18 protein-coding genes are annotated in these 26754 nt (G+C 57.6%); 7 read left to right on the forward strand and 11 right to left on the reverse strand.

Annotation, left to right across the window (positions count from 1 at the left end; translation table 11 throughout):
- The first annotated feature begins 22 nt into the window (after positions 1–22).
- On the forward strand, positions 23–2236 hold the full coding sequence (locus tag GRX76_RS12565; protein WP_160153634.1) for an acyl-CoA dehydrogenase: 2214 nt from the start codon (positions 23–25) through the stop codon (positions 2234–2236).
- A gap of 55 nt (positions 2237–2291) precedes the next feature.
- The gene (locus GRX76_RS12570) at positions 2292–4526 is read left to right on the forward strand and encodes an acetyl-CoA hydrolase/transferase C-terminal domain-containing protein (RefSeq protein ID WP_160153635.1); all 2235 of its coding nucleotides are present in this window, start codon (positions 2292–2294) and stop codon (positions 4524–4526) included.
- Between the two features lie 8 nt (positions 4527–4534).
- On the opposite strand, the gene pta is transcribed toward GRX76_RS12570, so the two are convergent.
- The 3 genes from pta to GRX76_RS12585 all read right to left on the reverse strand — a co-directional run bounded on the left by pta (position 4535) and on the right by GRX76_RS12585 (position 9636).
- Positions 4535–6673: a phosphate acetyltransferase gene (pta, locus tag GRX76_RS12575; protein WP_160153636.1), complete on the reverse strand. Its 2139-nt coding sequence runs from the start codon at positions 6671–6673 to the stop codon at positions 4535–4537.
- Positions 6674–6687: 14 nt separating this feature from the next.
- Positions 6688–7923: an acetate kinase gene (locus tag GRX76_RS12580; protein ID WP_160153637.1), complete on the reverse strand. Its 1236-nt coding sequence runs from the start codon at positions 7921–7923 to the stop codon at positions 6688–6690.
- Between the two features lie 114 nt (positions 7924–8037).
- The gene (locus GRX76_RS12585) at positions 8038–9636 is read right to left on the reverse strand and encodes an isocitrate lyase (protein ID WP_160153638.1); all 1599 of its coding nucleotides are present in this window, start codon (positions 9634–9636) and stop codon (positions 8038–8040) included.
- 224 nt (positions 9637–9860) lie between these two features.
- Between GRX76_RS12585 and GRX76_RS12590 the strand changes: the two genes are divergently transcribed.
- From GRX76_RS12590 to GRX76_RS12605, 4 genes are all read left to right on the forward strand, one after another.
- A complete protein-coding gene (locus GRX76_RS12590) occupies positions 9861–10796 on the forward strand; it encodes a LysR family transcriptional regulator (RefSeq protein ID WP_160153639.1) in 936 nt (311 codons plus the stop codon).
- Between the two features lie 141 nt (positions 10797–10937).
- Positions 10938–13112 carry a malate synthase G gene (locus GRX76_RS12595; RefSeq protein WP_160153640.1) on the forward strand — a complete coding sequence of 725 codons (2175 nt, stop codon included), beginning with the start codon at positions 10938–10940 and terminating at the stop codon, positions 13110–13112.
- Positions 13113–13324: 212 nt separating this feature from the next.
- A complete protein-coding gene (locus tag GRX76_RS12600; protein ID WP_160153641.1) occupies positions 13325–14152 on the forward strand; it encodes a formate dehydrogenase accessory sulfurtransferase FdhD in 828 nt (275 codons plus the stop codon).
- Positions 14153–14199: 47 nt separating this feature from the next.
- Positions 14200–16533, forward strand: coding sequence for an FdhF/YdeP family oxidoreductase (locus tag GRX76_RS12605; protein ID WP_160153642.1), 2334 nt, complete (start codon positions 14200–14202; stop codon positions 16531–16533).
- Positions 16534–16601: 68 nt separating this feature from the next.
- Here GRX76_RS12605 and GRX76_RS12610 read toward each other — a convergent pair whose 3' ends face one another.
- The gene (locus tag GRX76_RS12610) at positions 16602–17996 is read right to left on the reverse strand and encodes a sensor histidine kinase (RefSeq protein WP_160153643.1); all 1395 of its coding nucleotides are present in this window, start codon (positions 17994–17996) and stop codon (positions 16602–16604) included.
- Positions 17993–18661 carry a response regulator transcription factor gene (locus tag GRX76_RS12615; RefSeq protein WP_160153644.1) on the reverse strand — a complete coding sequence of 223 codons (669 nt, stop codon included), beginning with the start codon at positions 18659–18661 and terminating at the stop codon, positions 17993–17995. Before GRX76_RS12615 ends, GRX76_RS12610 begins: the two co-directional genes overlap by 4 nt.
- A gap of 228 nt (positions 18662–18889) precedes the next feature.
- Between GRX76_RS12615 and GRX76_RS12620 the strand changes: the two genes are divergently transcribed.
- Entirely contained in the window at positions 18890–20428 is a 1539-nt protein-coding gene (locus GRX76_RS12620) for a SulP family inorganic anion transporter (RefSeq protein ID WP_160153645.1), read from the forward strand.
- A gap of 237 nt (positions 20429–20665) precedes the next feature.
- On the opposite strand, the gene GRX76_RS12625 is transcribed toward GRX76_RS12620, so the two are convergent.
- The 6 genes from GRX76_RS12625 to GRX76_RS12650 all read right to left on the reverse strand — a co-directional run bounded on the left by GRX76_RS12625 (position 20666) and on the right by GRX76_RS12650 (position 26601).
- Complete coding sequence (locus GRX76_RS12625) at positions 20666–21127, reverse strand: GNAT family N-acetyltransferase (RefSeq protein WP_160153646.1); 462 nt, start codon at positions 21125–21127, stop codon at positions 20666–20668.
- 2 nt (positions 21128–21129) lie between these two features.
- Complete coding sequence (locus tag GRX76_RS12630; protein WP_236250351.1) at positions 21130–22323, reverse strand: cupin domain-containing protein; 1194 nt, start codon at positions 22321–22323, stop codon at positions 21130–21132.
- Positions 22324–22372: 49 nt separating this feature from the next.
- Positions 22373–23746 (reverse strand): adenylosuccinate lyase, encoded by a 1374-nt coding sequence (gene purB / locus GRX76_RS12635; RefSeq protein WP_160153648.1) that lies wholly within the window; start codon positions 23744–23746, stop codon positions 22373–22375.
- 70 nt (positions 23747–23816) lie between these two features.
- Positions 23817–24452, reverse strand: a complete 636-nt coding sequence (hflD, locus tag GRX76_RS12640; RefSeq protein ID WP_160153649.1) for a high frequency lysogenization protein HflD — start codon at positions 24450–24452, stop codon at positions 23817–23819.
- Entirely contained in the window at positions 24449–25633 is a 1185-nt protein-coding gene (mnmA, locus tag GRX76_RS12645; RefSeq protein WP_305075857.1) for a tRNA 2-thiouridine(34) synthase MnmA, read from the reverse strand. Before mnmA ends, hflD begins: the two co-directional genes overlap by 4 nt.
- Before the next feature lie 218 nt (positions 25634–25851).
- Positions 25852–26601, reverse strand: coding sequence for an rRNA large subunit pseudouridine synthase E (locus GRX76_RS12650; protein ID WP_160153650.1), 750 nt, complete (start codon positions 26599–26601; stop codon positions 25852–25854).
- Positions 26602–26754 lie beyond the last annotated feature (153 nt).

Consider the following 26754-nt stretch of genomic DNA (forward strand, 5'->3'; position numbering starts at 1 on the left):
CATCGTCAGACAAGGATAAATAATGAGTAGCCTGCGCCAGAAGTGGATCACTGCACCGTTATTGAAATGGATCAAGAAAGTTCTGCCTCCCATTTCAGACACCGAACGGGAAGCCATGGAGGCGGGCGAGGTCTGGTGGGACGCGCAATTGCTCTCAGGCAAACCGGACTGGGATCAGTTGCTGAAAATGGGCCCCCCCGAGTTGACCGATGCAGAGCAGGCGTTTCTGGATGGCCCCGTCGAAGAACTCTGCAAGATGGTAGATGATTGGCAGGTTTCCTATGTCGATCACGATATATCACCGGAGATCTGGGACTTTCTCAAAAAGAATCGCTTCTTTGGCATCATCATTCCTGAAGAATTTGGCGGGCTTGGCTTTTCTCCCACCGCCCACGCGCAGATTGTCACCAAAATTTCCACTCGCAGCACCAGTGTTGGTGTAACGGTAATGGTGCCCAATTCCCTGGGACCCGGTGAGCTCTTGATAGCCCATGGCACCGAGGCGCAAAAAAGCCACTTTTTGCCGCGACTGGCGGATGGCCGAGAGATTCCCTGCTTTGGCCTCACCAGTCCCGAGGCCGGCTCCGATGCGGCGGCCATGGTGGACAACGGGGTGGTCTGTTACCAGGAATACGAAGGCAAGAAAACACTGGGGATGCGGGTCAACTGGCACAAACGCTACATCACCCTTGGGCCGGTGGCGACGATTCTAGGCCTCGCTTTCAAGCTCTACGATCCGGATCATATTCTCGGCGAGGAAGAGGAGCTGGGCATTACCGTGGCGCTGGTGCCGACGGATACGGCCGGGGTAACCATTGGTCAACGCCATCTGCCGGCGATGCAGGCCTTTATGAATGGTCCCAATTGGGGCAAAGATGTGTTTGTTCCCATGGACTGGATCATCGGCGGTCAGGAAAATATAGGCCACGGCTGGCATATGCTGATGAGTGCGCTGGCCGCGGGGCGGGGCATCTCACTGCCATCGCTGTCGACCGGCGGCGCCAAACTGGCAGCGCGCACCACCGGCGCCTACGCGCATATCCGCGAGCAGTTTGGTATTCCCATCGGTAAGTTTGAAGGGGTACAGCGCCGCCTGGCTGAGATTGCAGCCATCGCCTATGTACTCGATTCGGCCCACAAAACCACTACCAGAGCCCTGGACCAGGGGCGCAAGCCGGCTGTGGTCTCGGCGATCATGAAGGCGCACGCGACCCACGGTCTGCGCCAATCCATCAACGACGCCATGGATATTCACGCAGGCAAGGCGATCATGGATGGGCCATTGAATTATCTGGGTAACGTTTACCGGGCGGTGCCGGTGGCGATTACCGTTGAGGGAGCAAACATTCTGACGCGCAGCCTGATGATTTTCGGTCAGGGTGCCATCCGCTGTCATCCCTACCTGCTCAAGGAAATGGAGGCCGCCACCAACCCGGACAATGAGGCGGGTATCAAAGAACTGGATGCTCTGCTGCCCAAACATTTCCTGTTCCAGCTTAAAACTTTTTGTCGCGCTGTTTTCCACGGGTGGACCGGCGGGCTACTTGCCAGTAGTCCCCATGGTGTAGGCGACGCGGCAAAATACTATCGACAGATGAACCGCTACTCGGCGGTACTCACGCTGGTCACAGAAATTTCACTCATGTCGCTGGGCGGTGAGTTAAAGCGCAAAGAACTCATTTCGTCGCGTCTCGGGGATGTGCTGAGTGAGCTTTACCTGATGAGTGCCACGCTCAAACGTTTTCACGATGACGGCAGCCCGAAGGAGGACCGTCCGCTGCTGGAATTTGCCATGCGTGCGGGCTTCCACAACATCGAGGTCAGCCTGATCGAGGTGTTCCACAATTTTCCCATGCGCTTTGTCGGCCAGTTGATGCAGTTTTTGACCATGCCCTGGGGGCATAGCATCCGCTCTGCGTCGGATCGCCAGGCACGGGCTTGCGCGGAACTGATTATGGCACCGTCGGAAACCCGGGACCGCCTGACCAGCGGGGTGTTCCCCGGCACCAGTGGCGACGGTATCGATATTGTCGAGCAGGCATTTCTCCGCAGTCATGAGACAGATGCTATACGCGAGAAAATGAAGAAGGGTGGCCTGCGTCCGTTGAACCTGGCCACCATCGATAAAGCGGTGGAGAAGAACCTGATCTCTGCAGAGGAAGCGGCCAGGATCAAGGTGACAGCGACTGCCGTGGACAAGGCGATACAGGTGGATCACTTCGACTCACTGAAATAAGCAATCCATCCATGGCGGCTGGCGAAGGTCGGTAACAGCTAGGAAAGAGTCTGCAATGGCACAACCGGAAACATTCAATGCAGTCGTAGATTGCGTCGATGCGGTACTGGAGAAAGTAGGCAAACGCATCGTTCTCGGTTTGCCTCTGGGTATCGGCAAAGCCAACCAGTTTGCCAACGCCCTCTATGCCCGGGCGGAACAGGATCCTGAGATATCCCTGACCATCTTTACCGCGCTGACACTGGAGCGTCCTGGCGCTGGCAATGAATTACAGCGGCGTTTTGTGCAGCCATTGCTCGACCGATTGTACGCAGACTACCAGGATCTGGCTTACACCCGGGCGCGCCGCAAGGGGCTGCTGCCAAAAAATATCGAGGTTTGTGAGTTTTTTATCCAGCCCGGCAGCTTCTTGAGAGTCCCGTCGGCACAGCAGAGTTATGTCAGCGCCAATTACACCCATGTACCCCGGGATCTGCTTGACCGAGGTGTTAATGTGGTGGCGCAGATGGTGTCGCCGGCGTCGGACGGCAGTGGTGATCTGAGCCTGAGTGGCAATCCGGATCTGACCTTGCCGCTACTGGAGCTGGCGCAAGAGCGGGGTTATCCCCCCATCACCCTGGTGGGCGAAGTCAATCCGCAGCTGCCGTTCATGGGTGGCGACGCCCGGGTTGCCCCTGCCATGTTCGATTTTCTGCTTGAGGGAGAGGATTTCAATCGCGAAATTTTCCCCGCCCCCAATCCTCCTGTTCGCCTGACGGATTACGCCCTGGCCTTTCATATCGCCGGCCTGGTGAAGGATGGCGGTACCCTGCAGGTGGGTATCGGTGCCCTGGGCGATGCCATTTGCCATGTGTTGCGCCTGCGTCACTGCAGCAACCTGGACTACCGCGACATACTGACTTCCCTGAACCTGGATACTGATAAAGCACTGTGCAAATTGCCGCTGGAACTCGGCGTGTTTCAGCGGGGCATCTACGGCGCCAGCGAAATGGTACCGGAAGGCTTTTTGCATCTGCGCCGCGCCGGAGTCCTGAAACGCGCGGTCTACGCGGATGCGGCCGTGCAGCGAATATTGAATGAAGATAAAGCCACAGACACCGTTGGCGAAGACCTGTTGATTGCATTGCGGGAGGCTGGCCGTATTCAGTGTCCATTGACGGAAGCGGATACGGCTTTTCTCCAGTCCGCTGGCATCGTGGATCCCAGCTATAGCTGGCGTGGCCATCGTTTTCTCGACGAACACGGTGAGATGGAAGAGTGTGACCTGCATAGCAGCGTCGGCCGCAAGAAGTTGATGGGTCGCTGTGAGGGGCAGAAACTGTCAGGAGGAATCTGGCTGCACGGTGGTTTCTATCTGGGCTCTACGGGCATGTACCGCGCGCTGCGTGCCATGCCGGCGAGTGAGCTGGAGGGCATCAATATGACCGGCATCGACTTCATTAACGAGTTGCAAAAAGGGCACGCCCTTAAAGTTGCCCAGCGGCAACAGGCGCGCTTTGTGAACTCCGCGATGATGGTCACCCTGAACGGCGCGGTGATCTCCGACGGCCTGGAAGACGGTCAGGTCGTAAGTGGGGTTGGTGGCCAATACAATTTTGTTGCCCAGGCACATGAACTGCCCGGTGGTCGCTCAGTGATTGCACTCGCCAGTACGCGCATTAGCGATGGCCGAATTCGCAGCAACATTGTGTGGGAATACCCCCACTGCACCATTCCTCGTCACCTGCGTGACATAGTGGTAACCGAGTACGGCGTTGCCGACCTGCGCGGCAAAACCGACCGCGATGTGATTGTCACCATGCTCGCCATTACGGATTCACGCTTTCAGAAGGAGCTGCTCGAAAAGGCCAGGGCAGCCGGCAAGGTGGAAGCGGACTACGTTATCCCGGAAAACTTTAGCAATAACACCCCGGATCATATCCAGGCGGTGTTCAATCAGGGACATCGGCTGACCCTGTTGCCTTACTACCCCCTGGGTACAGATCTCACCCGGGAGGAAGCGCAACTGGCCATCGGCCTCAAAGCGCTGAAGGAAGAGGGCCGCAAGATTTGGGACTTGTGGCCGGTACTGCGCAAAGGACTGGTCGCCTGCAAAAGTCGGGCACCGGAGTACAAGGGCATCCACGACTGCCTGGCACGCATGGATTTTGAGTACGGTGATACCTTTGAGCACCGGCTGGAAGCATATCTGGTTGCCGGGGCGCTGCTGCGGTTTGTGGATCGCAACCGACCGCTGGGAGAGGTGGCCGAGCCATCAGAGCGGCGTCCCGACCTCTCAGCCGATGTGTAGATTCGAGACTATTTGAGCTGGCTCGCCTGAATCGCCGTGAGTGCGATGGTGTAAACGATATCGTCCACCAGTGCGCCCCGCGACAAGTCATTGACCGGTTTGCGCATGCCCTGGAGCATGGGCCCAATACTGATCAGGTCAGCACTGCGCTGCACTGCTTTGTAGGTGGTATTGCCGGTGTTGAGATCGGGGAAAATAAAGACCGTTGCACGCCCGGCCACCGGGCTGTCCGGTGCTTTTTTTTCAGCGACATTTTCCATGATGGCGGCGTCGTATTGCAGCGGCCCGTCAATCACCAGATCCGGGCGCTTTTCCTGTGCCAGCTTGGTTGCCTCACGCACTTTTTCCACATCGCTGCCGGTACCGGACGTTCCGGTGGAGTAGCTGATCATGGCCACTCTCGGTTCTATCCCAAAGGCACTTGCAGAATCGGCAGATTGAATGGCGATGTCCGCCAGCTCCTCAGCATTGGGATCGGGGTTGATGGCACAGTCGCCGTACACCAGCACCTGATCCGGCAGTAACATAAAAAATACCGAAGATACCAGGCTGGCACCGGGAGCCGTTTTGATCAGTTGCAGGGCAGGGCGGATGGTATTGGCAGTGGTATGCACCGCACCGGAAACCAGGCCATCCACCTCATCTTCTGCCAACATCATGGTGCCGAGCACCACGTTATCCTGTAGCTGTTCCTTGGCTACGATTTCCGTCAGCCCCTTGCTTTTGCGCAGCTTGACCATAGGGTCGACGTATTTGTTGCGGGCGTTTTTCGGGTCGATGATTTCCACTTTGTCGTTGAGCGACAGTCCCTGTTGTTCCGCAACCCGGTGGATTTCCTTGGGGTCGCCCAAGAGTACCGGCCGTGCAATGCCGCGCTCAGCGCAGATGAGCGCGGCTTTTACCGTGCGCGGCTCGTCGCCCTCGGGCAGTACGATGCGTTTGTTGGCGCGGCGGGCGAGTTCGGTCAGGTGGAAGCGGAAGGCCGGGGGCGACAATCGTTTGGGGCGATTGGAATCGCGGCCGAGGGACTCCACCCAGTGATTGTCCAGGTGACCGGCAATAAAGTCCTGCACCCGTTCGATACGCTCCATATCGTCGGTGGGGGTTTCGGTATTGAAGGACTGTAATTGCAGCGCCGTCTGCCAGGTATTGGTATTGACCAGAATTACCGGCAGCCCGGTTTCCATCGCGGGTGCGCAGAGTTTGCGCACCATGGGTTCTATGTAATAACTACCGGTCAACAACAGGCAGCCGATCTTGATACCGTTCATCGCGGCAAGGCAGGCAGCGACGATCACATCCGGGCGGTCGCCCGAAGTCACCAGCATGGAGCCGGGCTCAAAGCGATAGATCATATTGCCCAGAGAGCGCGAGCAGAAGGTCACGCTGTGCAAACGCCGGGTATCCAGCTCTCCGTAGTTGATGATTTCCGCCTGGAAATGATCCGCCAGGTCCTTCGCCCTCGGCGCCACCAGATCGGCGTTCCACGGAATACAGCCGATAATCGGCAATGGACTTTTGCCAAACAGCGAGAGAATCTCCAGATTGCCGCGGCGCACCCTGGGGCCTTCAAACACGCCGGTAATATCCGCACCGGGAGCATCCGGTACCTGCGAGGGCGCGCCTACCTTGTTGACAATACAACCGACAACGCGCCCAGCCTTGGCGCCGCCAAAGGTAGCCATGGCCACTTCCAGGCGGTCTTTCAATTGCTGTGTGGAATCCAGATTGGGGCAGACCACCAGCACAATATCTGCATCCAGGGTTTTTGCGATCTGTAGATTGAGTTGGCTGGCAAACTGATTTTCCGCATTGGGTACCAGTCCCTCAACGATGGTGACATCGGCTTTCTTGGCACCCTCCTGGTAGCGCGCGAGTATCTCTTCCAGCAGGTCGGAAAGGTCACCGCGGCCGATCAGTGATTCCACATGGTTCATGCTGAAGGAATCCGGCACTTTCAGGCTGGATGCCTTGCGCAATATTTCGTTGCTGCGATCGCGATTTTTTTCCTGCTTCACGCTTTCCGCAATCGGCTTGTAAAAGCTGACGCCGACACCATTGCGCTCCAGGGCGCGCAGTATGCCGATACTGACCGAGGTGATACCTACCCCGACACTGATGGGCACCAGCATAATTGTGCGTGACATGGGTTATTCCTTCGTCATTCCCGGATGCTGGGGTCGTGGTTGGGGGTATCCGGGGGCACCAGTTCCGCCGCATCCCGGGCGATGACCCACTCTTCGTTGGTGGGAATGACCAAAGTGACGGCGGACTGATCGCTTGAGATGGGACCTTCTTCGCCGAAGCGAGCACGGGTATTGCGCTCGCTGTCGATTTCATAGCCGAGACCTGTGAGGTGGGCGAGCACCATTTCACGGATCAGGCTGGAGTTTTCACCGATACCACCGGTAAACACCAGTGCATCCACCTGCGGCAGTATGCCGTGGTACGCACCGATATATTTCGCCAGCCGATAGCTGAAAATATCCAGCGCCAGTTGTGCGCCACTGTGGCCTTCGGCGGCCGCCTGCTCCAGGGCTCGGCAGTCGTTGCTGAGCTCGGAAATGCCGAGTAAACCGCTTTTCTTGTTGAGCAGGTCGTTGATTTCTTTCAGGCAGAAATCCATGCGGCTGCCCAGGTGCATTAGTAGCCCCGGGTCCACATCGCCACTGCGGGTGCCCATGACCAGTCCTTCCAGCGGTGTCAGGCCCATGCTGGTGTCCACACTGTGGCCATCGCGTACCGCAGTAATCGAGGCGCCGTTGCCCAGGTGCGCGGAAATGATATTGACCTCATTTACCGGCAAATTGAGCAGTTCGGCGGCGCGCTCGGTCACAAAGCGGTGGCTGGTGCCGTGCATTCCGTAGCGGCGGATACCGTGGTCCCGGTAAAGGCTGTAGGGCAGGGCGTAGATAAACGCATGGCGGGGCATCGACTGGTGGAAAGCGGTATCGAACACCGCCACCTGGGGCAGCCGGGGAAAGGCCGCTTTGGCCGCTTCGATGCCCAGCAGGTGGGCCGGGTTATGTAATGGGGCCAGTGCCACACACGCCTGAATGGCGGCGACCACGGCGTCGTCAATCAGTACCGAGTGTGAGAATTTTTCACCACCGTGTACTACCCGGTGCCCTATGGCAATCAGGCAGTCACGCAAGTCCGCGCGCTCCCCCAGAATATCCTGTACCAGAAATTGGATCACTTCGGTATGTCGGGCATTTTCCGGCAACTTGGCGGTGTGCTTCTCGCCATCGAGGGTCCAGCTGACGGTCGGCTCTGGCTGTCCGAGGGCATCGCCAATACCCGACAGGGACAGATCGCCATTGTGTGGATCGATGATGGCAAATTTGAGCGAGGAGCTTCCGCAATTCAGAACAAGAACTTGGCTGCAAGACGGCATAGGGAACGCTGTTTTGTTGCGGGCTTGCACTAAGCCTAGTTCAAAATAGCGCCAATAAAAAAAGGGCCGCAGAGCGGCCCTTGAAGGGGTGTATAGCGATTCTCAGGGATACGCTTAACCGAACTGGTTCATGGTGTTGTCTTTACCGGCCGCTTTCAGGGCCGCCTCACCGGCGAAGTATTCTTTGTGGTCGTCACCCATGTCGGAGCCGGCCATGTTCTGGTGCTTCACGCAGGCGATACCCTGGCGGATTTCCTTGCGCTGTACGCCTTTCACGTAGCCCAGCATGCCTTGCTCGCCGAAGTACTCTTTGGCCAGGTTGTCGGTAGACAGGGCCGCAGTGTGGTAAGTCGGCAGGGTGATCAGGTGGTGGAAGATGCCGGCTTCACGGGCAGCGTCAGCCTGGAAGGTACGGATCTTCTCGTCAGCCGCGGCAGACAGTTCGGACTCGTCGTACTCGGCGCTCATCAGGTTGGCGCGGTCGTAGGCGGATACGTCTTTGCCTTCTTCTTTCCAGGCATCGAATACCTGCTGGCGGAAATTCAGGGTCCAGTTGAAAGACGGGCTGTTGTTGTACACCAGCTTGGCGTTTGGCACCTGCTTGCGGATCTCATCCATCATGCCGCCGATCTGGCGCACGTGGGGCTTCTCGGTTTCGATCCAGATCAGGTCAGCGCCGTTCTGCAGGGACGTTACGCTGTCGAGGATGCAGCGCGCTTCGCCGGTACCTTTGCGGAACTGGAACAGGTTGGAAGCCAGGCGCTTCGGGCGCAGCAGCTTGCCGCCACGATTGATGACCACATCGCCGTTGGCCAGCGCGGAGGCGTCCACTTCTTCGCAGTCCAGGAAAGCGTTGTACTGGTCGCCCAGGTCACCAGGCTCTTTGGTGACAGCGATCTGCTTGGTCAGGCCTGCACCCAGGGAGTCGGTACGGGCAACGATCACACCGTTGTCGACACCCAGCTCCAGGAAGGCGTAACGCACGGCGCGGATTTTGGCCAGGAAGTCTTCATGGGGAACGGTTACTTTGCCGTCCTGGTGACCGCACTGCTTCTCATCGGAAACCTGGTTCTCGATCTGGATACAGCAGGCGCCGGCTTCGATCATCTGCTTGGCCATCAGGTAGGTTGCTTCCGCGTTACCAAAGCCCGCATCGATATCGGCAATGATCGGCACCACGTGGGTTTTGTGGTTGTCGATTTTGTTCTGTACCGCCTTCTGTGCAACTTCGTCACCGGCTTCGCGGGCGGCATCCAGCTCGCGGAAGAGGCCACCCAACTCGCGGGCATCTGCCTGGCGCAGGAAGGTGTAGAGCTCGCCAATCAGGTGTGCTACTGCCGTTTTCTCGTGCATGGACTGGTCCGGCAGCGGGCCGAACTCACTGCGCAGCGCGGCAACCATCCAGCCGGACAGGTAGAGGTAGCGGCGGTCGGTATTGCCTTCGAAGTGCTTCTTGATGGAAATCATCTTCTGCTGGCCGATAAAACCGTGCCAGCAACCCAGGGACTGGGTGTACTTGGAGGAGTCCTTGTCGTAGTTCTCCATGTCCTTACGCATGATATCGGCGGTGTACTTGGCGATATCCAGGCCAGTTTTGAATTTATTCTGGGCGCGCATGCGGGCCACGGATTCCGGGTTGATGGCATCCCAGGAACTTCCGTTGGCTTCACAGAGCTTGGCGGCCGCTTCGATGTCTTTGGTGTAAGTGGACATGCTGTGTTTCCTCAAAAAGGTGACTGCGAGTAGGTTGTGCGTATCCTAGGAGTGCTGGCATAATTTGGCTAATTTATTGTCATTATTCTCGCTATCCAAAATATGAATGTGCTGGATGGCGGGTCTGAATAGTGGGTCTGTGATGCGATTGTTGAATCCATGCGCTGACCTGTGTCTGACTTGAACTGCAATGCGGCGCCACCGTCGTTAGAGAGCCCCTGCCCATGAACCTGGAAAGAGCCGATCTCAACCTGCTGGTCTACCTGGATGTCCTGTTGCGCGAACGCAATGTGACCCGCGCTGCCAATCATCTGGGTCTGTCCCAACCCGCCATGAGCAATGGCCTCAAGCGCCTGCGGGAACTCTTCGGCGACCCGCTACTGGTGCGCACCCGGGAGGGCATGATGCCCACCGAACGTGCCATGGAGCTGCAGCCAATGGTGCGGGAAGCCCTGGCCGCCATCGACCAGGTGATCCAGCCGAATCGGGATTTTGCGCCCGCGGATGCCCGCCGCACCTTCCGTATCATGGCCAGTGATTACGCCGAATCCACGCTGATCCCACCGCTGCTGAAGCAGCTGCGCGTGAGTGCTCCCGGTATCAGTCTAGACATCATGACCCCCAGTGATGTGAGCTTTGTGGACGTGGAACAGGGTAAGGTGGACATGGTGATCAACCGTTTTGATTCCATGCCCCAGAGCTTCCACCAGGCCACCATCTGGAATGACAGCTTTTCCTGCGTACTGCGTGCCGATAACCCCATCCTCCAGGACTACAATCTGGACAGTTACCTGCAGGCACAGCATATCTGGGTGAGCAAAACCGGTATGGGAGTTGGGGTTGGGGTCAATCCGGAAGACGTGCAGCGCCTGGGCTGGGTGGACGAGGCCATTGGTCGGCTGGGCCAGAAACGGGATATTTCCGTGTTTACCCGCCACTATCAGGTGGCGATGCTACTGGCGGAACAGAGTGACCTGATTGTCACCGTGCCCACACGGCTGGCCCAGCTGGCATCCAGTAATCCGCGGGTCGTGCTGCGAGAGCCACCGCTCAAGATCCCCCCGCTGGAGCTGAAAATGGCCTGGAGCCCACTGTTGCAGCAGAGCGCACCCCATCGCTGGATGCGGCGCCTGATTCTCGATGTGGGGCGGCAACTCTGAGTCGATTCACCGGCGACAAGCGGAATTAAATTCATCTAACGAATAGTGAAGATTCCACCTATAAATTAGCGGTATGCCAATTGGCGTGTTTAGAATGCCGCAACTTACCAGTCTAAATTCACCAGAACCATGAGGTCAGACATGACGGAAAGAGTCCGTATTGGCGGTCTGCAGATCGCTGCAGAACTGCACGCATTGATTGCGGAAGAGGCAATCCCCGGCACAGGAGTCAGTGCTGATGTGTTCTGGGCGGAATTTGAAAAAATCGTCAATGACCTGGCGCCGGTCAACCGTGCGTTGCTGGAGAAGCGCGATGCCATCCAGGCGCGCATGGACCAGTGGTATAGCGACAATCCCCAGGGCTATCGCGATCTGGACAAGTACAAGGATTTCCTCAAGGAAATTCATTACCTGGTAGAAGAACCGGCCGATTTTTCTGCGAAGACGGAAAATGTCGACCCGGAAATCGCCACCATGGCGGGCCCCCAACTGGTGGTGCCGGTAATGAATGCCCGCTATGCCCTGAACGCGGCCAATGCGCGCTGGGGCAGCCTCTACGACGCACTCTACGGCACCGACGTAATCGGTGAAGAGGACGGGGCGGAAAAAGGCGGCGAATACAATCCGGTGCGCGGCAGCAAGGTGATCGATTATGGTCGCGAATTCCTGGATCAGGCTGCACCCCTCAACGGCACCAGCCATACCGAAGTGCGTGAATACCGTATCAACGGGTCACTGCTGGAAGCCGTATTGCGCAATGGCAAAGTGGCAGCCCTGAAAGACAGTCGCCAGTTCGCCGGTTATCGCGGTGATCAGGAAGCGCCTGAGGCCATCCTGCTGAATCACAATGGCCTGCATTTTGAAATTCAGATCGATAGTACAAGCCCCATCGGCAAAGCCGATAAAGCGGGTGTCAAAGACATTCTGCTGGAATCGGCGCTCACCACCATTATGGATTGTGAAGATTCCGTCGCTGCGGTAGACGCAGAAGACAAAGTGGTGGTTTACCGCAATTGGCTCGGCCTGATGAAGGGCGACCTGAAGGAAACCCTGTCCAAGGGCGGCAAGGAAGTTGTACGTACACTGAACCCGGATCGCGAATACGCCGGAGCAGAAGGTGGCAAGTTGACCCTGCCGGGGCGCAGCCTGATGTTCGTGCGCAATGTGGGTCACCTGATGACCAACGATGCCGTTCTGGATAAAGACGGCAATGAAGTACCGGAAGGTATCCTCGACGGTATGATCACCAGCTTGATCGCCATCCACGATCTGCGCGGCAATGGCGATATCAAGAATTCCCGCGCCGGCAGCGTCTATATCGTTAAGCCGAAAATGCACGGGCCGGAAGAGGTGGCCTTTGCCAATACGCTGTTCAATCGTATCGAAGATGCCTTGGGTCTTGCGCGCAACACTCTGAAAATGGGCATCATGGATGAGGAGCGCCGCACCACGGTTAACCTCAAAGCCTGTATTGCCGCTGCCAAAGAACGGGTGGTATTCATCAATACCGGTTTCCTGGATCGCACGGGCGACGAGATCCATACCTCCATGCTGGCGGGACCGATGATCCGTAAGGGCGAAATGAAACAGTCCAAGTGGATTGCCGCCTATGAAGACTGGAATGTGGACACCGGACTGGCGACCGGCCTCAAAGGTCGCGCACAGATCGGTAAAGGTATGTGGGCCATGCCCGATATGATGGCGGCCATGATGCAGGCCAAAATCGGTCACCCAATGGCCGGGGCCAATACTGCGTGGGTACCGTCGCCCACCGCTGCCACCTTGCACGTACTCCACTACCATAAAGTCGATGTGGCGAAAGTGCAGGAAGAGCTGGCAAAGCACAAACGCGCCAGTCTCGACGACATCCTGACGGTGCCGGTGGCAGACAACCCCCAGTGGAGCGCGGAGGAAATCCAGCGTGAACTGGACAACAACGCCCAGGGTATCCTCGGGTATGTGGTGCGCTGGATTGACCAGGGCGTTGGTTGCTCCAAGGTTCCGGATATCCACGATGTAGGCCTGATGGAAGACCGCGCTACCCTGCGGATTTCCTCGCAGCATATTGCCAACTGGCTGAAGCAGGGTATCTGCACCAGGGCGCAGGTTGAGGAAACCATGCAGCGCATGGCGGCCGTTGTTGACCGCCAGAATGCTGCGGATCCGAGCTACCGGGATATGGCGCCGAATTTCGACGCCAGCATTGCCTTCCAGGCTGCCTGTGAGTTGGTATTTGAAGGCTGTGCCCAGCCCAATGGCTACACCGAGCCGGTTCTGCACCGTCGCCGCCGGGAATTCAAGGCCAGCCAGCGATAGTCGTGATAGCCGAGGCAGTCACGACATTGGCGATTATTGGTTGAAGCCAACAATGGCTCGAGTGTCACCAATGAAAATGAAAATAAAAAGCCCCGCTTCGCGCGGGGCTTTTTTATGGGGTACAAATTTATGGGCGCCCAAACAACGGAATATTTGTGTAAGCTCAACCAATTCCATGCAATAGAAGCCGCCGTTATTCCGCACATTTTCGTATGAAGTACAGCGAACAATCCTATCAACACTATTGTCCTGCAGCTGATAGTGGCAGCCCTCGAGACGAGATACAGCCACTGGCGTCAGAGGTGGCAGTGGGCATCAGTTACAACGGACTCAACCACGCAGTGATGATGGCGACGCCGGATGATCTGGATGATTTTGCTCTGGGGTTCAGTTTTACCAGCGGAATCATCGAGCAGCGCGAACAGATCCTGGATGTGGAATTGATCACCGTGGAAGAGGGGGTGCTACTGGAAATCACCCTTAGTCAGCGCGCCCTCAATCGCCTGAAGCATCAGCGTCGCACTATGACCGGTACCAGCGGCTGTGGTCTCTGTGGGGTGGAGGCACTTTCTCAAGCGTTGTCTATTGACGTACTTTCACGTGAAGCATCCGCCGATGCGCAGTGCTCCCGGAAACAGAATCTGCCTCTGCCCCCGGTCCATCACTTGGCGCAAATGCGCGATAGGTTCCTTTCCGTGCAGCAAGAGCGGCAGTTGCGCGGCGCCATGCACTGCGCCCTGTATGTGGATCAAGCCGGTAATACCCGCCTGTGTCGGGAAGATATCGGCCGACACAATGCGCTCGACAAGCTACTCGGCGCCTGTTTGGCCGAGGGGCTGGACCTTCAGCATGGGTTTGTCGCCGTCACCAGCCGCTGCAGTCTGGAACTGATCCAGAAATCGGTGCGCGCCAGTGTCGGAACACTCGTCACTCTGTCATCGCCGTCGGATATCAGTGTGCGCTGGGCCAGGCGCTATCGGCTTAACTTAGTGCACCAGCCAAAAGACGATATGCCGCGTATCTACAGTGGTTCCCGTTAATTAGTGCCATCGGCTGATCCGGCAACAAATCGATTCAGGAATGCCCAATGAAAACTCCCGTCGACCGCTTTCGCTTCCGTCCCTACCAACGACCAGCCGCTGGCTGGGGGGCTCTGCGCAGCGTGGCCCACGCCTGGCTCGACAGTCGCCAGCCGTTCAAAAATCTGCGTGCCATGCTGCAGACCAACCAGAACGGCGGTTTCGACTGTCCCGGCTGCGCCTGGGGTGAGGCGCCAAAAGAGGGGCGTATTCGTTTCTGTGAAAACGGTGCCAAGGCGGTGAACTGGGAAGCCTCAGGGCGCGGCGTCGACCGGGAATTTTTCGCCAGCAACGCGTTGCCGGACCTGCTGGCCCAGGACGACTACTGGCTTGAATACCAGGGCCGCCTGACCGAGCCGATGGTTTACGACGGCAGCAGCAATTTCTACCGGCCTATTAGCTGGGAAGACGCGTTTACCCTGATTGCCGACGCGCTCAAACAGTTGGCGTCACCGGATCAAGCGGCGTTCTACACCTCCGGTCGTGCCAGCAATGAGGCGGCGTTCCTGTACCAGCTGTTTGCCCGTAGCTATGGCACCAATAACCTGCCGGACTGCTCCAACATGTGCCACGAGGCCAGTGGCGTGGCCTTGAAGGCGAGTATTGGCACCGGCAAAGGCACGGTCACCTACGAAGACTTCGATAAGGCTGAAGCCATATTTGTTATTGGCCAGAACCCGGGCACCAATCATCCGCGAATGCTGGAACCGCTCAGTGAAGCCGTTGCGCGCGGGGCGCAGGTGCTGGTTTTCAATCCATTGCGGGAGCGCGGGCTGGAGCGATTCCAGGCGCCGCAAAATGCCCTGCAGATGCTCACCGGTGGCGAACTCGCCATGAATACGGATTACTTCCGTCCGTCTCTCGGCGGTGATATGGCGGTGATTCGCGGAATCGCCAAATTCCTGTTCCAGTGGCAGGATGAAGCGGAGCAGGCCGGAGAGGCTGGCCCGCTGGATCTTGCGTTTATTCAGGAACACTGCGCGGACTATGAAGCTTACCGCGCAGTGGTGGAGGCAACGAGCTGGGATGAAATTGTTTCCTACAGCGGACTGGCACTGGATGAGCTGGAGCGCGCTGCACACATCTACAGTCGCAGTAAGGCCACGATCATTTGCTGGGCCATGGGCATTACCCAGCATCGACATTCTGTGGCCACCATTCAGGAGATAACCAACCTGCAGTTGCTGCGCGGCCAGGTCGGCCGGCCCGGCGCTGGCTTGTGCCCGGTGCGTGGTCACAGCAATGTGCAGGGCGATCGCACCATGGGGATTGATGACAACCCCTCGGCACCGTTTCTCGATGCGCTGGAGAAAAGGTTCGAGATGCCGATGCCGCGGGACGCGGGGGTCAATGTGGTCAAGGCGATCGAAGCCATGCTGGAAGGGCGGATCCAAGTGTTTATCGGTCTCGGTGGCAATTTCGCCCAGGCCACGCCAGACACCGAGCGCACCCACAGCGCCTTGCGCAATTGTGATCTCACCGTGCAGATCAGTACCAAGCTGAATCGCAGCCACCTGGTAACGGGCAAGCGCGCATTGATTTTGCCCTGCCTTGGGCGCACGGATATCGACATGCAGACGAGTGGCGCCCAGGCGGTCACCGTAGAAGATTCCTTCAGTATGGTGCATGCCTCATTTGGGCAGTTGAAGCCGCTGTCGAAGGAGATGCGCTCGGAACCGGCGATTATTGCAGGGATTGCCCAGGCGACCCTGGGAGAAAGACCGGTAGCCTGGTTACATCTGGTGGAAGAATACGGGCGTATTCGCGAGCTGGTCGCCGATGTAATCCCGGGGTTTGAGGATTTCAATCGCAAGCTGGAAACTCCCGGCGGCTTTTACCTGCAGAATTCCGCGGGCCTGCGCCAGTGGAAGACAGAAAATGGCAAAGCAAATTTCGTTAGCCACACGCTACCTGCGCCATTACCGCAAGCCGTGCTGGACAAAATCGGCAAAGAGGGCGCGCGCAAGGCGGATTTGGTGTTGCAGACCCTGCGCTCCCACGACCAGTACAACACCACAGTGTATGGACTAAACGACCGCTATCGCGGCGTAACGGGCAATCGACGGGTGTTGTTCGCGCACAAGGACGATATCCATCGCCTGGGTTTTGCCGACCGTCAGCTGGTGGATATTGTCTCTCTGTGGAGTGACGATGTGGATCGGAGAGTGCAGGGATTTACGCTGATCGAATTTGATATTCCCAAGGGGCAGGCTGCTGCTTACTACCCGGAAGCGAACCCGTTAGTGCCCCTGGAAAGCTACGGCATTGGCAGCTTTACCCCTACGTCCAAGTACATTGCAATCCGCCTGGAACCCAGCAGTGCTCCCCAGCGGATTGTTTAAAGAACGGTTTTCACGGTGCTTTTTCAGGTCTACTGTTCACAGTGCCTTGTCAGGGCTACTGTTCACGTTCACCTTGCGGGCAGTGCTGGAAAAGTACAGACAAAGCAAGCGCCCGTGGTATCGGGTGCTTCCTGTAATGCGACCGTGGCACCGTGGGCGAAAGCGATTTCTTTCACGATGGCGAGACCCAGCCCGCAGCCTTCACCGGTAATTTTTGAGCGGAAAAACCGTTCAAAAATCTGCGGCCAGTGTTCGCGGGGAATGCCCAGCCCGTCGTCTTTTACCGCAAGTCGAATTTTGTCGTTTTCCCGGATTAGCTCCACCCACACATTGCCGCCTTCCGGCACGTAGAGAATGGCATTTTCCATCAGGTTCCATACCAGCTCCCGCAACAAGAAGTAGTCGCCGGGCACTTTAAATGTGTCCAGAGATTCGCCACTGAAATCCTGGTGCACCTCCACGCTTCGGCCCCGAGCCAGTTCCCGCAGGCTTTCCGCGGCCTCGCGTACCACATTGTCCAGCGCGACCGGTTCATTGCGCAGGCCCCGGCCTGATGCCGTTTCCGCGCGCGCCAGTTTGAGCAGCTGATTATTCAGGTGGGTCATGGCATCGGTAGTCTGGCAGATGCGTTCCAGCGCCTGATGCGCGGTTTCCAGGTTCTGTTCCCGCAGTGCCAGCTGCGCCTGTAATTTAATACCAGCCAGCGGCGTTTTCAGCTGGTGCGAAATATTGCCAATAAATTGTTCGCGCGCGCTAAACGCGTCGTCCAACCGTCCCAGCAAACGGTTGGTATTGTCGATTACCGTGTGTACTTCCTTGGGCGCAGCCTGGGTGCTGATGGGGGTCAGGTCCCGGGGGGAGCGATTGGCGAGATCCTGGCTGAGCTTGAGCAGGGGGCGAATCCCGCGACCTAGGGCAAAGGCGACGACCAGCAGTGTCACCACGATCATTGCCGCCTTGGACAGCACCACATCGAGCATCAGTGTGCGAGAGAGTGGGATGCGCTTGTGCAGGGTTTCCGCGACACTCACTACCGCAGTATCAGCGGGGGTATCCGCATTGGCGAGTACCGTGACACTGCGAACCCACTCGCCTTCAATTTGCAAATTGGTAAATACTGGTCCTTTTTTCAAAGTATCGATATTGGCATTGACCCAGGACTCACTCCTGCCGCCGAGCACTTGCCCGTTAAGGGTGGAAACGCGGTAGTAAACTTCATCCAGCTCATCCCATTCGAAAACCTCGATGGCTGCCTCGTCTGCGTAGAGCACCAGCTCGCCATTTTCCCGGCGAACTTCCTGGGCGAGGGAGTAGGCCGAGTCTAATAGCCAGCGGTCAAACACCTGATTGGTCACATGCAGGCCGATGCCGAAGGTGATCATCATCTCGATCAGCAGCAGCACAAACAGCGGCCCGCCCACCAGCAGCAGTAGCAGGGAGCGCAAATCAAGGCGGGTGTTCAATCAGCGCTCTCCATCACGTAACCCGCACCGCGCTGGGTACGAATGGCGAGTCCCGAGTCTTTAAGGCGGCGGCGCAGGCGGTGCACATACACTTCCACCGCGTTATCGCCCACTTCATCGCCCTCGCGACTGAGGCGGTGCGCCAGGCGCGCTTTGGTAACCACCTTGCCGGCACTCAGGGCGAGGATTTCGAGAATCTCGAATTCCCGCGCGGGTAGTTCGAGGCGCTCGCCATTCAGGGACGCGGTGCGCTGGAAGGGGCTCAATTGCAGTGAACCCAAGGTAACTTCGTCCGTCGAAAGATTGTGGCTGCGCCTTAGCAGTGCCCGCAGGCGCGCTTCCAGCTCCCGCAGGTCGAAGGGCTTTTCCATGTAGTCATCGGCCCCCTGATCCAGGGCGGCGACCTGCTGTTCAACGCCGTCGCGGGCCGTCAATACCAGCACCGGTACACGGCTCTGGCGCGCACGCACGCGGCGCAGGAGTTCCAGGCCGTCCATATCTGGCAATCCGAGATCGAGAATCATCAGGTCCACATCATTGGCGTGCAACAAGCCTTCGGCGCGCTCGGCATAAGGGGCATGCAGCACGGTATAGGCACTCTGCTTGAGAGCCTGCAACAAACCCTCCGCGATCAGTGGGTCATCTTCTACCAGCAAAATATTCATGAAATAGGGGATTCAGTGACACTTCAGATGAGCGAAAGATACACGATTCCGCGGATTTGTACCTGACTCTGCAGACATTCATTTATCGGGTGCAGTGAAAGGTTGCTGAAAGCGACTGCCCGTATTCTGCCGTGCTCCTGTGGCCAGGTCTGGATCAATTTGTCTGGTCACTCTGGTGATTAGTTCCGTCGATCACGATGACTGAAAAGTAGTACAGGAGTTACGGTGATGGACTTGCAGAATTTCAAAAAAGACATTCCCGCGAGTGTCGTGGTGTTTTTTGTCGCGCTGCCACTCTGCCTTGGTGTCGCACTTGCGTCGGGCGCCCCGCTGTTTTCCGGCTTGATTGCCGGTATTGTCGGCGGAATTGTGGTGGGGGCTGTGAGCGGGTCTCGGCTCGGCGTTTCGGGTCCGGCAGCAGGCCTCACCGTTATCGTACTGAGCGCGATTGAAACCCTGGGTTCCTTCGAAATCTTTTTGCTGGCGGTGGTGATCGGTGGCCTGATGCAGATACTGCTCGGATTGCTCCGGGCCGGCATTTTCGGCTATTTCTTTCCCTCGTCCGTGATCAACGGAATGCTGACCGGTATCGGTCTGATCATCGTGTTGAAGCAGATTCCTTATGCCTTCGGTCTGGATGATGGGGCTTCAATGAGCGATGGCCTGTCTGTACTTTGGGCAGGTGTGCACCCCGGGGTGCTGGTGATTTTCGCGCTGTCACTCGCGCTGCTGATAGCCTGGGAAACCCCGCTGGTAAAAAAATCCCGCTGGCTCAGCATGGTGCCGGGTCCGGTAGTGGCGGTGCTTTCTGCCGTGGTGTTGTACCTGTTGTTTGGCCATTCTGCGAGCCTGGGGCTAAATGAATCCCACCTTGTGACTGTGCCGGTGGCGACCAGTTTCAATGAGTTTGTTGGCCTGTTTACGCTGCCCGACTTTTCACAACTGTCCAATCCGCTGGTGTGGACAGTTGCGGCGACGATTGCCGTCGTTGCGAGCCTGGAAACCCTACTTAGTGTGGAAGCCATCGACAAGATGGATCCGCTGAAACGCACCACACCCACCAATCGTGAACTGGTGGCGCAGGGCGTGGGTAACTCCGTGTCTGGCCTGATCGGTGGCCTGCCTGTGACTCAGGTAATTGTACGCAGCTCGGTTAACCTGCAGACGGGTGCGAGCTCCAAAGCGTCGACGATTTGCCACGGTTTCTTGTTGCTGGTGTGCGTGGCGACACTGCCCACCTGGCTCAATATGATTCCCCTGGGTGTTCTCGCGGCCGTATTGATCCTCACCGGTTACAAGCTGGCCAAGCCGGCGCTGTTCCGCAAGATGTGGGACAGTGGCATGGAGCAGTTTTTGCCGTTTGTGATCACTGTGCTGGGCGTGGTGTTCACGGATCTGTTGACCGGTGTTGGTGTCGGTATGGTGGCCGCGATATTTGCACTGCTGCGACGCAACTACCTCAATTCTCACTTCCTGCATAAAAAACAGGATAAGGAAGAGGGTGATCGTATTCGGATCAATATGCAGCTGGCAGAAGAAGTGACGTTCCTCAACAAGGGCGCCATTCGCAAGGAGCTGAGTGAAGTTCCAGACAATGCGCACGTGATTCTCGACAAACGCAATTGTGTGTATATCAATCACGACGTGGCAGAAACCATCGCCGACTTCATCGAGACTGCGGCTGCCCGCGGGATTGATGTGGACGTGATCGAGCGCAAAAACGTGGTGCCGATCTGGGATGCGAGAGAGTTCAAGGCCGTAGCCTGATAGCTTACTTAGAGGGTTTTCTTAAAAGGTTTCCTTAAAGGGCTTTCTTAAAGAGTTCCCCTCGAGCGCTTCCCGCGAGGTTGTGTTGCAAAAAAACAACCTGGCGGAAAGTGAAGACAAAGAGTTTGATCCCCCTTGATTGGATCTGACTGCGTTGGCGGTCAGATCCAATTTTTTTATTACCGATACCGAACCCTATTGTTACCGGATTCTATTGCTACCGAGCCTTGTGTTGGCTCAGCGGTTCCAGTCGTCGAGGTTTTCACTGGGCTCACTTTCGCTCAGGGTGAGTTCCATGCGCACATGGGGGATGTCAGCCTCCATGAATTCCTCCCCGGTCACGGTGAAGCTCGCCTTTTCATAGAAGGGGATCGCGTGTACCTGGGCATTCAGGTAGGCATTTTTTTGCCCAGAGATACGGGCAAATTTGCAGATACGCTTGAGCAGTTCCAGCCCGGCGCCAAGTCCGCGGGCTTCTTTCAATATGGCCATGCGACCGATTTTGCCGCCGCCGGTCAGGCGTCCGGTTCCGATTGCCTTATTGTGGTGGTAAATCAGGAAGTGCTGGGCAGTCTCTTCGTGCTCATCCCATTCCAGGTCCGCTGGAACCTTCTGCTCTTCCACAAAGACCTTCTGCCGGATATCGCGAATGGTGGCTTTATCTGTCTGCCAGTCGGCCAGGCGCACAAACAGGCTCATGTTTATTCCTCCCAGTCTTCTTCGTCTTCCTCATCGTCGAGCAGCTCAGGGTAAATCAGGCTGCCCTGGGAAACCAGCTGATCCAGCAGGCCGCCATGGGCCATCAGCTCCGGATAGCCGTCTACATCCGATTGGGTGAGGCTGCGGGTGTTGCAGAAGCCCTCGGCGAACAGGAGTGGGGCAGGGAATGCCTCGCCATCGATAAACAGGCTGGCCGGGTCACGGCAAAAGGCGCAGCGGGAACCGGGGTTGAGCATCAATTCGCCCCCCTCGGCGAGGTGTTCGCGCCAGTCCTCAGCACTGCCGGCATCCAGCGCCACGGTATCCGGGTACTTGGCCTCGGTCATGATGGCTCCGAACCACTGGGCGATGTTCTGCGGTTGCTGCAGCCACTCTGCCAGCTGCCGCTGCACACGGCTCACGGTAGCGGTATCAATTTCTGATGGGTTTGCGGGAAGTGTCAGATCCGGGTCGGTGTAGCGGTAGTGATCCGGCAAGCCGGCGCTGAGTTCTGCTGCCAGGTCTTCCAGCATGGTGCGGGCCGAAGGCGCACGGAAGCCCACGGAGATGGTGGTGCAGCCACCTTCGGCGATACCCCAATGGCTGAATTGTGGTGGCAGATACAGCATATCGCCGGGTTCCAGTAGCCAGTTGGCCTCGGACTCGAAGTCCCGCAGGATATTGAGCTGGGTGCCCTCCACACGTGGACTGCTGGCATCGGCCTTGGGGCCCAGATGCCAGCGGCGATTGCCTTCCGCCTGCAGCAGGAATACATCGTAAAAATCGTAGTGGGGGCCGACACTACCCTGATCGGCAGCGTAGCTGATCATGATATCGTCCAGACGCCAGTCGGGAATAAACCGGAAGTGGTCTTTAAGCGCGGCAACTTCTGGAATCCACTGGTCAACCGCCTGGATCAGCAGCGTCCAGTGGGATTTGGGCAAATTGAAAAAGTCCTGCTCGGTAAAGGGGCCGCAGCGCAGCTGCCAGGGGCCTTCGATTCCCTGCTCTTCAATCAAGCGGGATTCAATCTGCTCCTCCAGCGCCATACCGGCGAGCTCTTCGCCGGATATGGGGGAGGCAAAATCGGGAAAGGCGTTGCGGATCAGCAATGGCTTTTTTTGCCAGAACTCCCGCAAAAAGGTCTCCACCGGGATATCGCCAAGATGGGTCAGCGGTTGAATGGTGTTACGCAAGCCCGACTCCGTCATGGCGACATCTCCGAAAATGTGGATTGAGCGAGGCTCAGATATTGTTTGCCTGGTCGATGGCGTTACCGATGTAGCTGGCCGGCGTCATTTCACGCAGGGACTGCTTGGCGGCTTCCGGCATATCGAGGCCATCGATAAAGGCGGCGAGCGTATCCTTGTTGATACCCTGGCCGCGGGTCAGTGCTTTTAGCTTCTCGTAGGGCTCTTCGATGTTGTAGCGGCGCATGACCGTCTGAATCGGCTCTGCCAGCACTTCCCAGGCGTTGTTGAGGTCTTCCTCGAGACGCGCGCGGTTGATTTCCAGTTTACCGAGACCTTTCATGGTGGCGGCATAGGCAATCACCGAGTAGCCAGCGCCAACGCCCATGTTGCGCAGTACGGTGGAGTCGGTCAGGTCGCGCTGCCAGCGGGAAACTGGCAGCTTTGCCGCCAGGTGCTGGAAGACTGCGTTGGCAATACCCAGGTTACCTTCGGAGTTTTCGAAATCGATGGGGTTGACCTTGTGCGGCATGGTCGAAGAGCCGACTTCACCGGCAACTACTTTCTGCTTGAAATAACCCAGGGAGATATAGCCCCAGATGTCGCGGTCGAAGTCGATCAGAATGGTGTTGAAGCGCGCAATGGCATCGAACAGCTCGGCGATATAGTCGTGGGGTTCGATCTGGGTAGTGTACGGGTTCCAGGTCAGTCCCAGTGAGGTGACGAAGGCTTCCGCATTTACCTGCCAGTCGACATCCGGGTAAGCGGACAGGTGGGCGTTGTAGTTACCCACGGCGCCGTTGATTTTCCCCAGCAGTTCCACTTCGTGAATCTGCTGTACCTGACGACGCAGGCGTGCTACCACATTGGCCAGCTCTTTGCCGACAGTAGTGGGGCTGGCTGTCTGCCCGTGCGTGCGGGACAGCATGGGAACGTCGGCAAAGGTTTTCGCCAGGGTAGCGATTTCGTTGACGATCTGGTTCATCGCCGGCAGCAGGACCTGGTCGCGACCTGCGCGCAGCATCAGCGCGTGGGACAGGTTGTTGATGTCCTCGGAAGTGCAGGCAAAGTGGATGAACTCACTCACTGCGTTCAGCTGCTCGTCGCCTTTTACTTTTTCCTTGAGGAAATACTCCACCGCCTTCACATCGTGGTTGGTGGTGCGCTCGATTTCCTTGATGCGCTCGGCGTCTTCCAGGGAAAACTCCGCAACAATCTGGTCGAGAATCTGGTTGCTATTGCCGGTGAACGGTTGGACTTCCGCAATCTTTTCGTGACGGGCCAGTTGTTGCAGCCAGCGCACTTCCACTTCCACGCGGGCGCGGATCAGGCCGTATTCACTGAAAATGTCGCGCAACGGGGCGGTTTTGCTTTCGTAGCGTCCATCTATGGGGGAAACCGCGGTAAGGGCGGACAACTCGACAGTCATGGTGTCTCTCCGGTATTGAGCTCTGCCGCTGGTGAAGGAATCCCACAAGTGCGGCGGAAAATTGAAAAAATCAGTGTTCCAGTGATTCGTATTTCGCGATCAAGGCGTCCATCGCGGATATCAGTTTCTTGCGTTGAAACAGCAAATGCAGGCGGCGGCCACCCAGCTGCCGCCACAACATGGCGGCGCGCACTCCCGCGAATAGCATGGTGCGAATCTGGTTGGCGATGCGCTGTTGCTGCAGGAAATTGAAATCTCCCAGCACCTGGATGCGGAAGCGGAAGGTACTCAGGGTGTCGCTGTAAATACTGGCGAGATTGGCGTAAACGTTTTCGTGGCCAATGCCAAAGTGGTCCGTTTGCGTCTGTGCCTTTTCCAGCCTGCTGCCGATAATGGACAGCAGGTCCGGTTTCTTCGTCAGCTGACGCTGCAAATAAAGGATGGACAGTACATAGCGCAGGCAGTCGGTGTACTCCGGGTGGGTACGGGTAGCCAGCAATTGGCGGGCTGCGCGCAATCCGGGCAAGACTTTTTCGACCCCACCGAACACATCGTCGGTAGTTTCCGGGTTTTGTTGGAAAAGGCTGTAGACCTCAGTTTCCAATTGCTCCGCCGGCGCGGTACCTGTTTTCGCCAGGCGCTCAACGAGAATTGCCGCCTGGAAAACGCCCGCCAGTGCCAGTGCCTGTTCTCGCCAGTTACTCAAGGGTTGCTCCCTGCTGCCAATTTTTTTCCCTGTGCGTCGAGACCGGCTTCGCCTATCCCGGTTGCCTGATCTATGACCGCGCCACCCAGGCAAACATCCCCCTGATAAATCACGACCGATTGACCGGGGGTCACAGCCCGCTGGGGCTGGTCGAATGCAATGGTCAGTTGACCATGCTCACCCACGGTAATCTGGCAATCCTGATCTTCCTGACGATAGCGGGTCTTCGCCGTAGCCCGGAATGACTGTGCCGGCGGAGTGCCATTGATCCAGTGCGCCTGGGTAGCGGTGAGCCCGGTGGAGTAGAGCAGGGGGTGGTGCTTGCCCTGGGCAACCAGCAGCACATTGCGCTCCAGGTCTTTACCGACCACATACCAGGGCTGGTCGCCAGCGCCTTTGACGCCGCCGATACCCAACCCCTGGCGTTGGCCAATGGTGTGGTACATAAGACCGCTGTGCTGACCCATCACTTCGCCTTCCGGCGTCTGCATTTCACCGGGCTGTGCGGGGAGGTACTGCTCCAGGAAGTCCTTGAAGCGCCGCTCACCAATAAAGCAGATACCGGTGCTGTCTTTTTTAGTGGAGGTAATGAAGCCATTTTCTTCGGCTATGCGCCGAACCTCGGGCTTCTCCAGCTCGCCCAGTGGGAACAGCGAGCGGGCAAATTCCGCTTCACCCACCGCGTGCAGGAAGTAGCTCTGGTCTTTGTTGCCGTCGAGTCCTTTCAGCAGGTAGGTGCGGCCGTCTTCATCCCGGCGGCGGGCATAGTGACCCGTGGCAATGGCGTCAGCGCCAAGCATTTCCGCGTACTGCAGAAACACTTTGAATTTGATTTCACGGTTACACAGGATATCCGGGTTGGGCGTACGGCCCGCCTTGTACTCTGCGAGAAAGTACTCGAATACGTTGTCCCAATACTCGGCAGCGAAGTTGGCCGTGTGCAACTTGATACCCAGGCGGGCGCACACGGACTCCGCATCGGCCAGGTCCTGCCGTGCGGTGCAATATTCAGTGCCGTCATCCTCATCCCAGTTCTTCATGAACAGGCCTTCCACCTGATACCCCTGCTGCATCAGGAGTAGGGCGGCCACCGAGGAGTCTACGCCACCCGACATGCCTACGATGACACGCTTGACGTCGTCCGAGGCGTGAATGCTGGAGTCGCTAGAGGTTTGCTGCACAGGCAAGTCCGAATCTGACATGAATACCGGGGGTTACAGTGAGGCGCCAGTGCGGTATTTCAACCGCAGTGGGGCAAAATTGGGGGCGCATTTTACCTGTGAATCCCCTTTGTGACCAATGGGGGGTTAAACGGGCCCTATTTTCAATGCGAGGGCTTTGGCGCCAATACTCTTTTAACAGCCTAGTCGCTGCGTGTGACATCGGCGGTTTTGCGGACCTAGCGTGGCCGGCGTCGCGCCGGAGGGCGCCGTTTCCCGGGTGTCTTTCCATTCGCGCCATTGGCTCCACTGGCGGTTCTGTCGCCGGGATTTCTGGCACTGGAGCTTTCGCCTGTTCTGGAGCGTGGCTTTTTTGCACTCCCGCCGCGGGGCTTCCCGCGACTAGCGGGTCTCTTCGCGGGTCTCTCTATAGAGGTTGCCCGGGGGGACTCTACCTCCAGGGTGCGCGTTTCTCCAGGGCCCAGCTCGCCCAGGTCCCAATCACCAATTTTCCGGCGAACCAGTCGCAATGTAGGGAAGCCGACAGCCGCCGTCATCCTGCGAACCTGACGGTTGCGGCCCTCGCGGATGGTGAGTTCGATCCACGAAGTAGGAATCGACTTCCGCTCGCGGATCGGCGGCTGGCGGGGCCACAAATCCGGCTCGGCGATGAGGCGGGCCTCGGCGGGTGCGGTCACGCCATCTTTAAGGGAAACCCCTTTCTGCAGCTGCCACAAGGCTTCCGCCGTTACCTCGCCTTCGACCTGGGCCCAGTACACCTTCGGCAACTTGTTGCGGGGGTGCGCAATCTGGTGCTGTAGCTGGCCATCGTCGGTCAGTAACAGCAGGCCTTCTGAATCAAAGTCCAGTCGGCCGGCCGCATAGACCCCGGGGACCTTTATATAGTCCGCCAGCGTGGGGCGGCCTTCGGAGTCGGTAAATTGGCAGAGTACCCCATAGGGCTTATTGAAAAGGATCAGGTGACTCATGGTGCTGTTTGAAATGACGACTACTGCCTTAGTTGTAATGAAACTACAAAAATGGGCGGATGCTGATATAATCCCGCCGATTTTTAGCCAGCCCTGCGACTGCAACGGCGCAAGCAATGGGCGGCAACCATGACCGGCGGTGGATATTCGGCG

It is taken from the genome of Microbulbifer sp. ALW1, assembly GCF_009903625.1.
In the GTDB taxonomy this organism is placed as follows: domain Bacteria; phylum Pseudomonadota; class Gammaproteobacteria; order Pseudomonadales; family Cellvibrionaceae; genus Microbulbifer.

Excerpts from the sequence above, each read along its gene's own strand:
- GRX76_RS12565 (WP_160153634.1), top strand. The coding sequence starts at position 23 with ATGAGTAGCCTGCGCCAGAAGTGGATCACTGCACCGTTATTGAAATGG.
- GRX76_RS12570 (WP_160153635.1), top strand. The coding sequence starts at position 2,292 with ATGGCACAACCGGAAACATTCAATGCAGTCGTAGATTGCGTCGATGCG.
- pta (WP_160153636.1), bottom strand. The coding sequence starts at position 6,673 with ATGTCACGCACAATTATGCTGGTGCCCATCAGTGTCGGGGTAGGTATC.
- GRX76_RS12580 (WP_160153637.1), bottom strand. The coding sequence starts at position 7,923 with ATGCCGTCTTGCAGCCAAGTTCTTGTTCTGAATTGCGGAAGCTCCTCG.
- GRX76_RS12585 (WP_160153638.1), bottom strand. The coding sequence starts at position 9,636 with ATGTCCACTTACACCAAAGACATCGAAGCGGCCGCCAAGCTCTGTGAA.
- GRX76_RS12590 (WP_160153639.1), top strand. The coding sequence starts at position 9,861 with ATGAACCTGGAAAGAGCCGATCTCAACCTGCTGGTCTACCTGGATGTC.
- GRX76_RS12595 (WP_160153640.1), top strand. The coding sequence starts at position 10,938 with ATGACGGAAAGAGTCCGTATTGGCGGTCTGCAGATCGCTGCAGAACTG.
- GRX76_RS12600 (WP_160153641.1), top strand. The coding sequence starts at position 13,325 with ATGAAGTACAGCGAACAATCCTATCAACACTATTGTCCTGCAGCTGAT.
- GRX76_RS12605 (WP_160153642.1), top strand. The coding sequence starts at position 14,200 with ATGAAAACTCCCGTCGACCGCTTTCGCTTCCGTCCCTACCAACGACCA.
- GRX76_RS12615 (WP_160153644.1), bottom strand. The coding sequence starts at position 18,661 with ATGAATATTTTGCTGGTAGAAGATGACCCACTGATCGCGGAGGGTTTG.
- GRX76_RS12620 (WP_160153645.1), top strand. The coding sequence starts at position 18,890 with ATGGACTTGCAGAATTTCAAAAAAGACATTCCCGCGAGTGTCGTGGTG.
- GRX76_RS12625 (WP_160153646.1), bottom strand. The coding sequence starts at position 21,127 with ATGAGCCTGTTTGTGCGCCTGGCCGACTGGCAGACAGATAAAGCCACC.
- purB (WP_160153648.1), bottom strand. The coding sequence starts at position 23,746 with ATGACTGTCGAGTTGTCCGCCCTTACCGCGGTTTCCCCCATAGATGGA.
- GRX76_RS12650 (WP_160153650.1), bottom strand. The coding sequence starts at position 26,601 with ATGAGTCACCTGATCCTTTTCAATAAGCCCTATGGGGTACTCTGCCAA.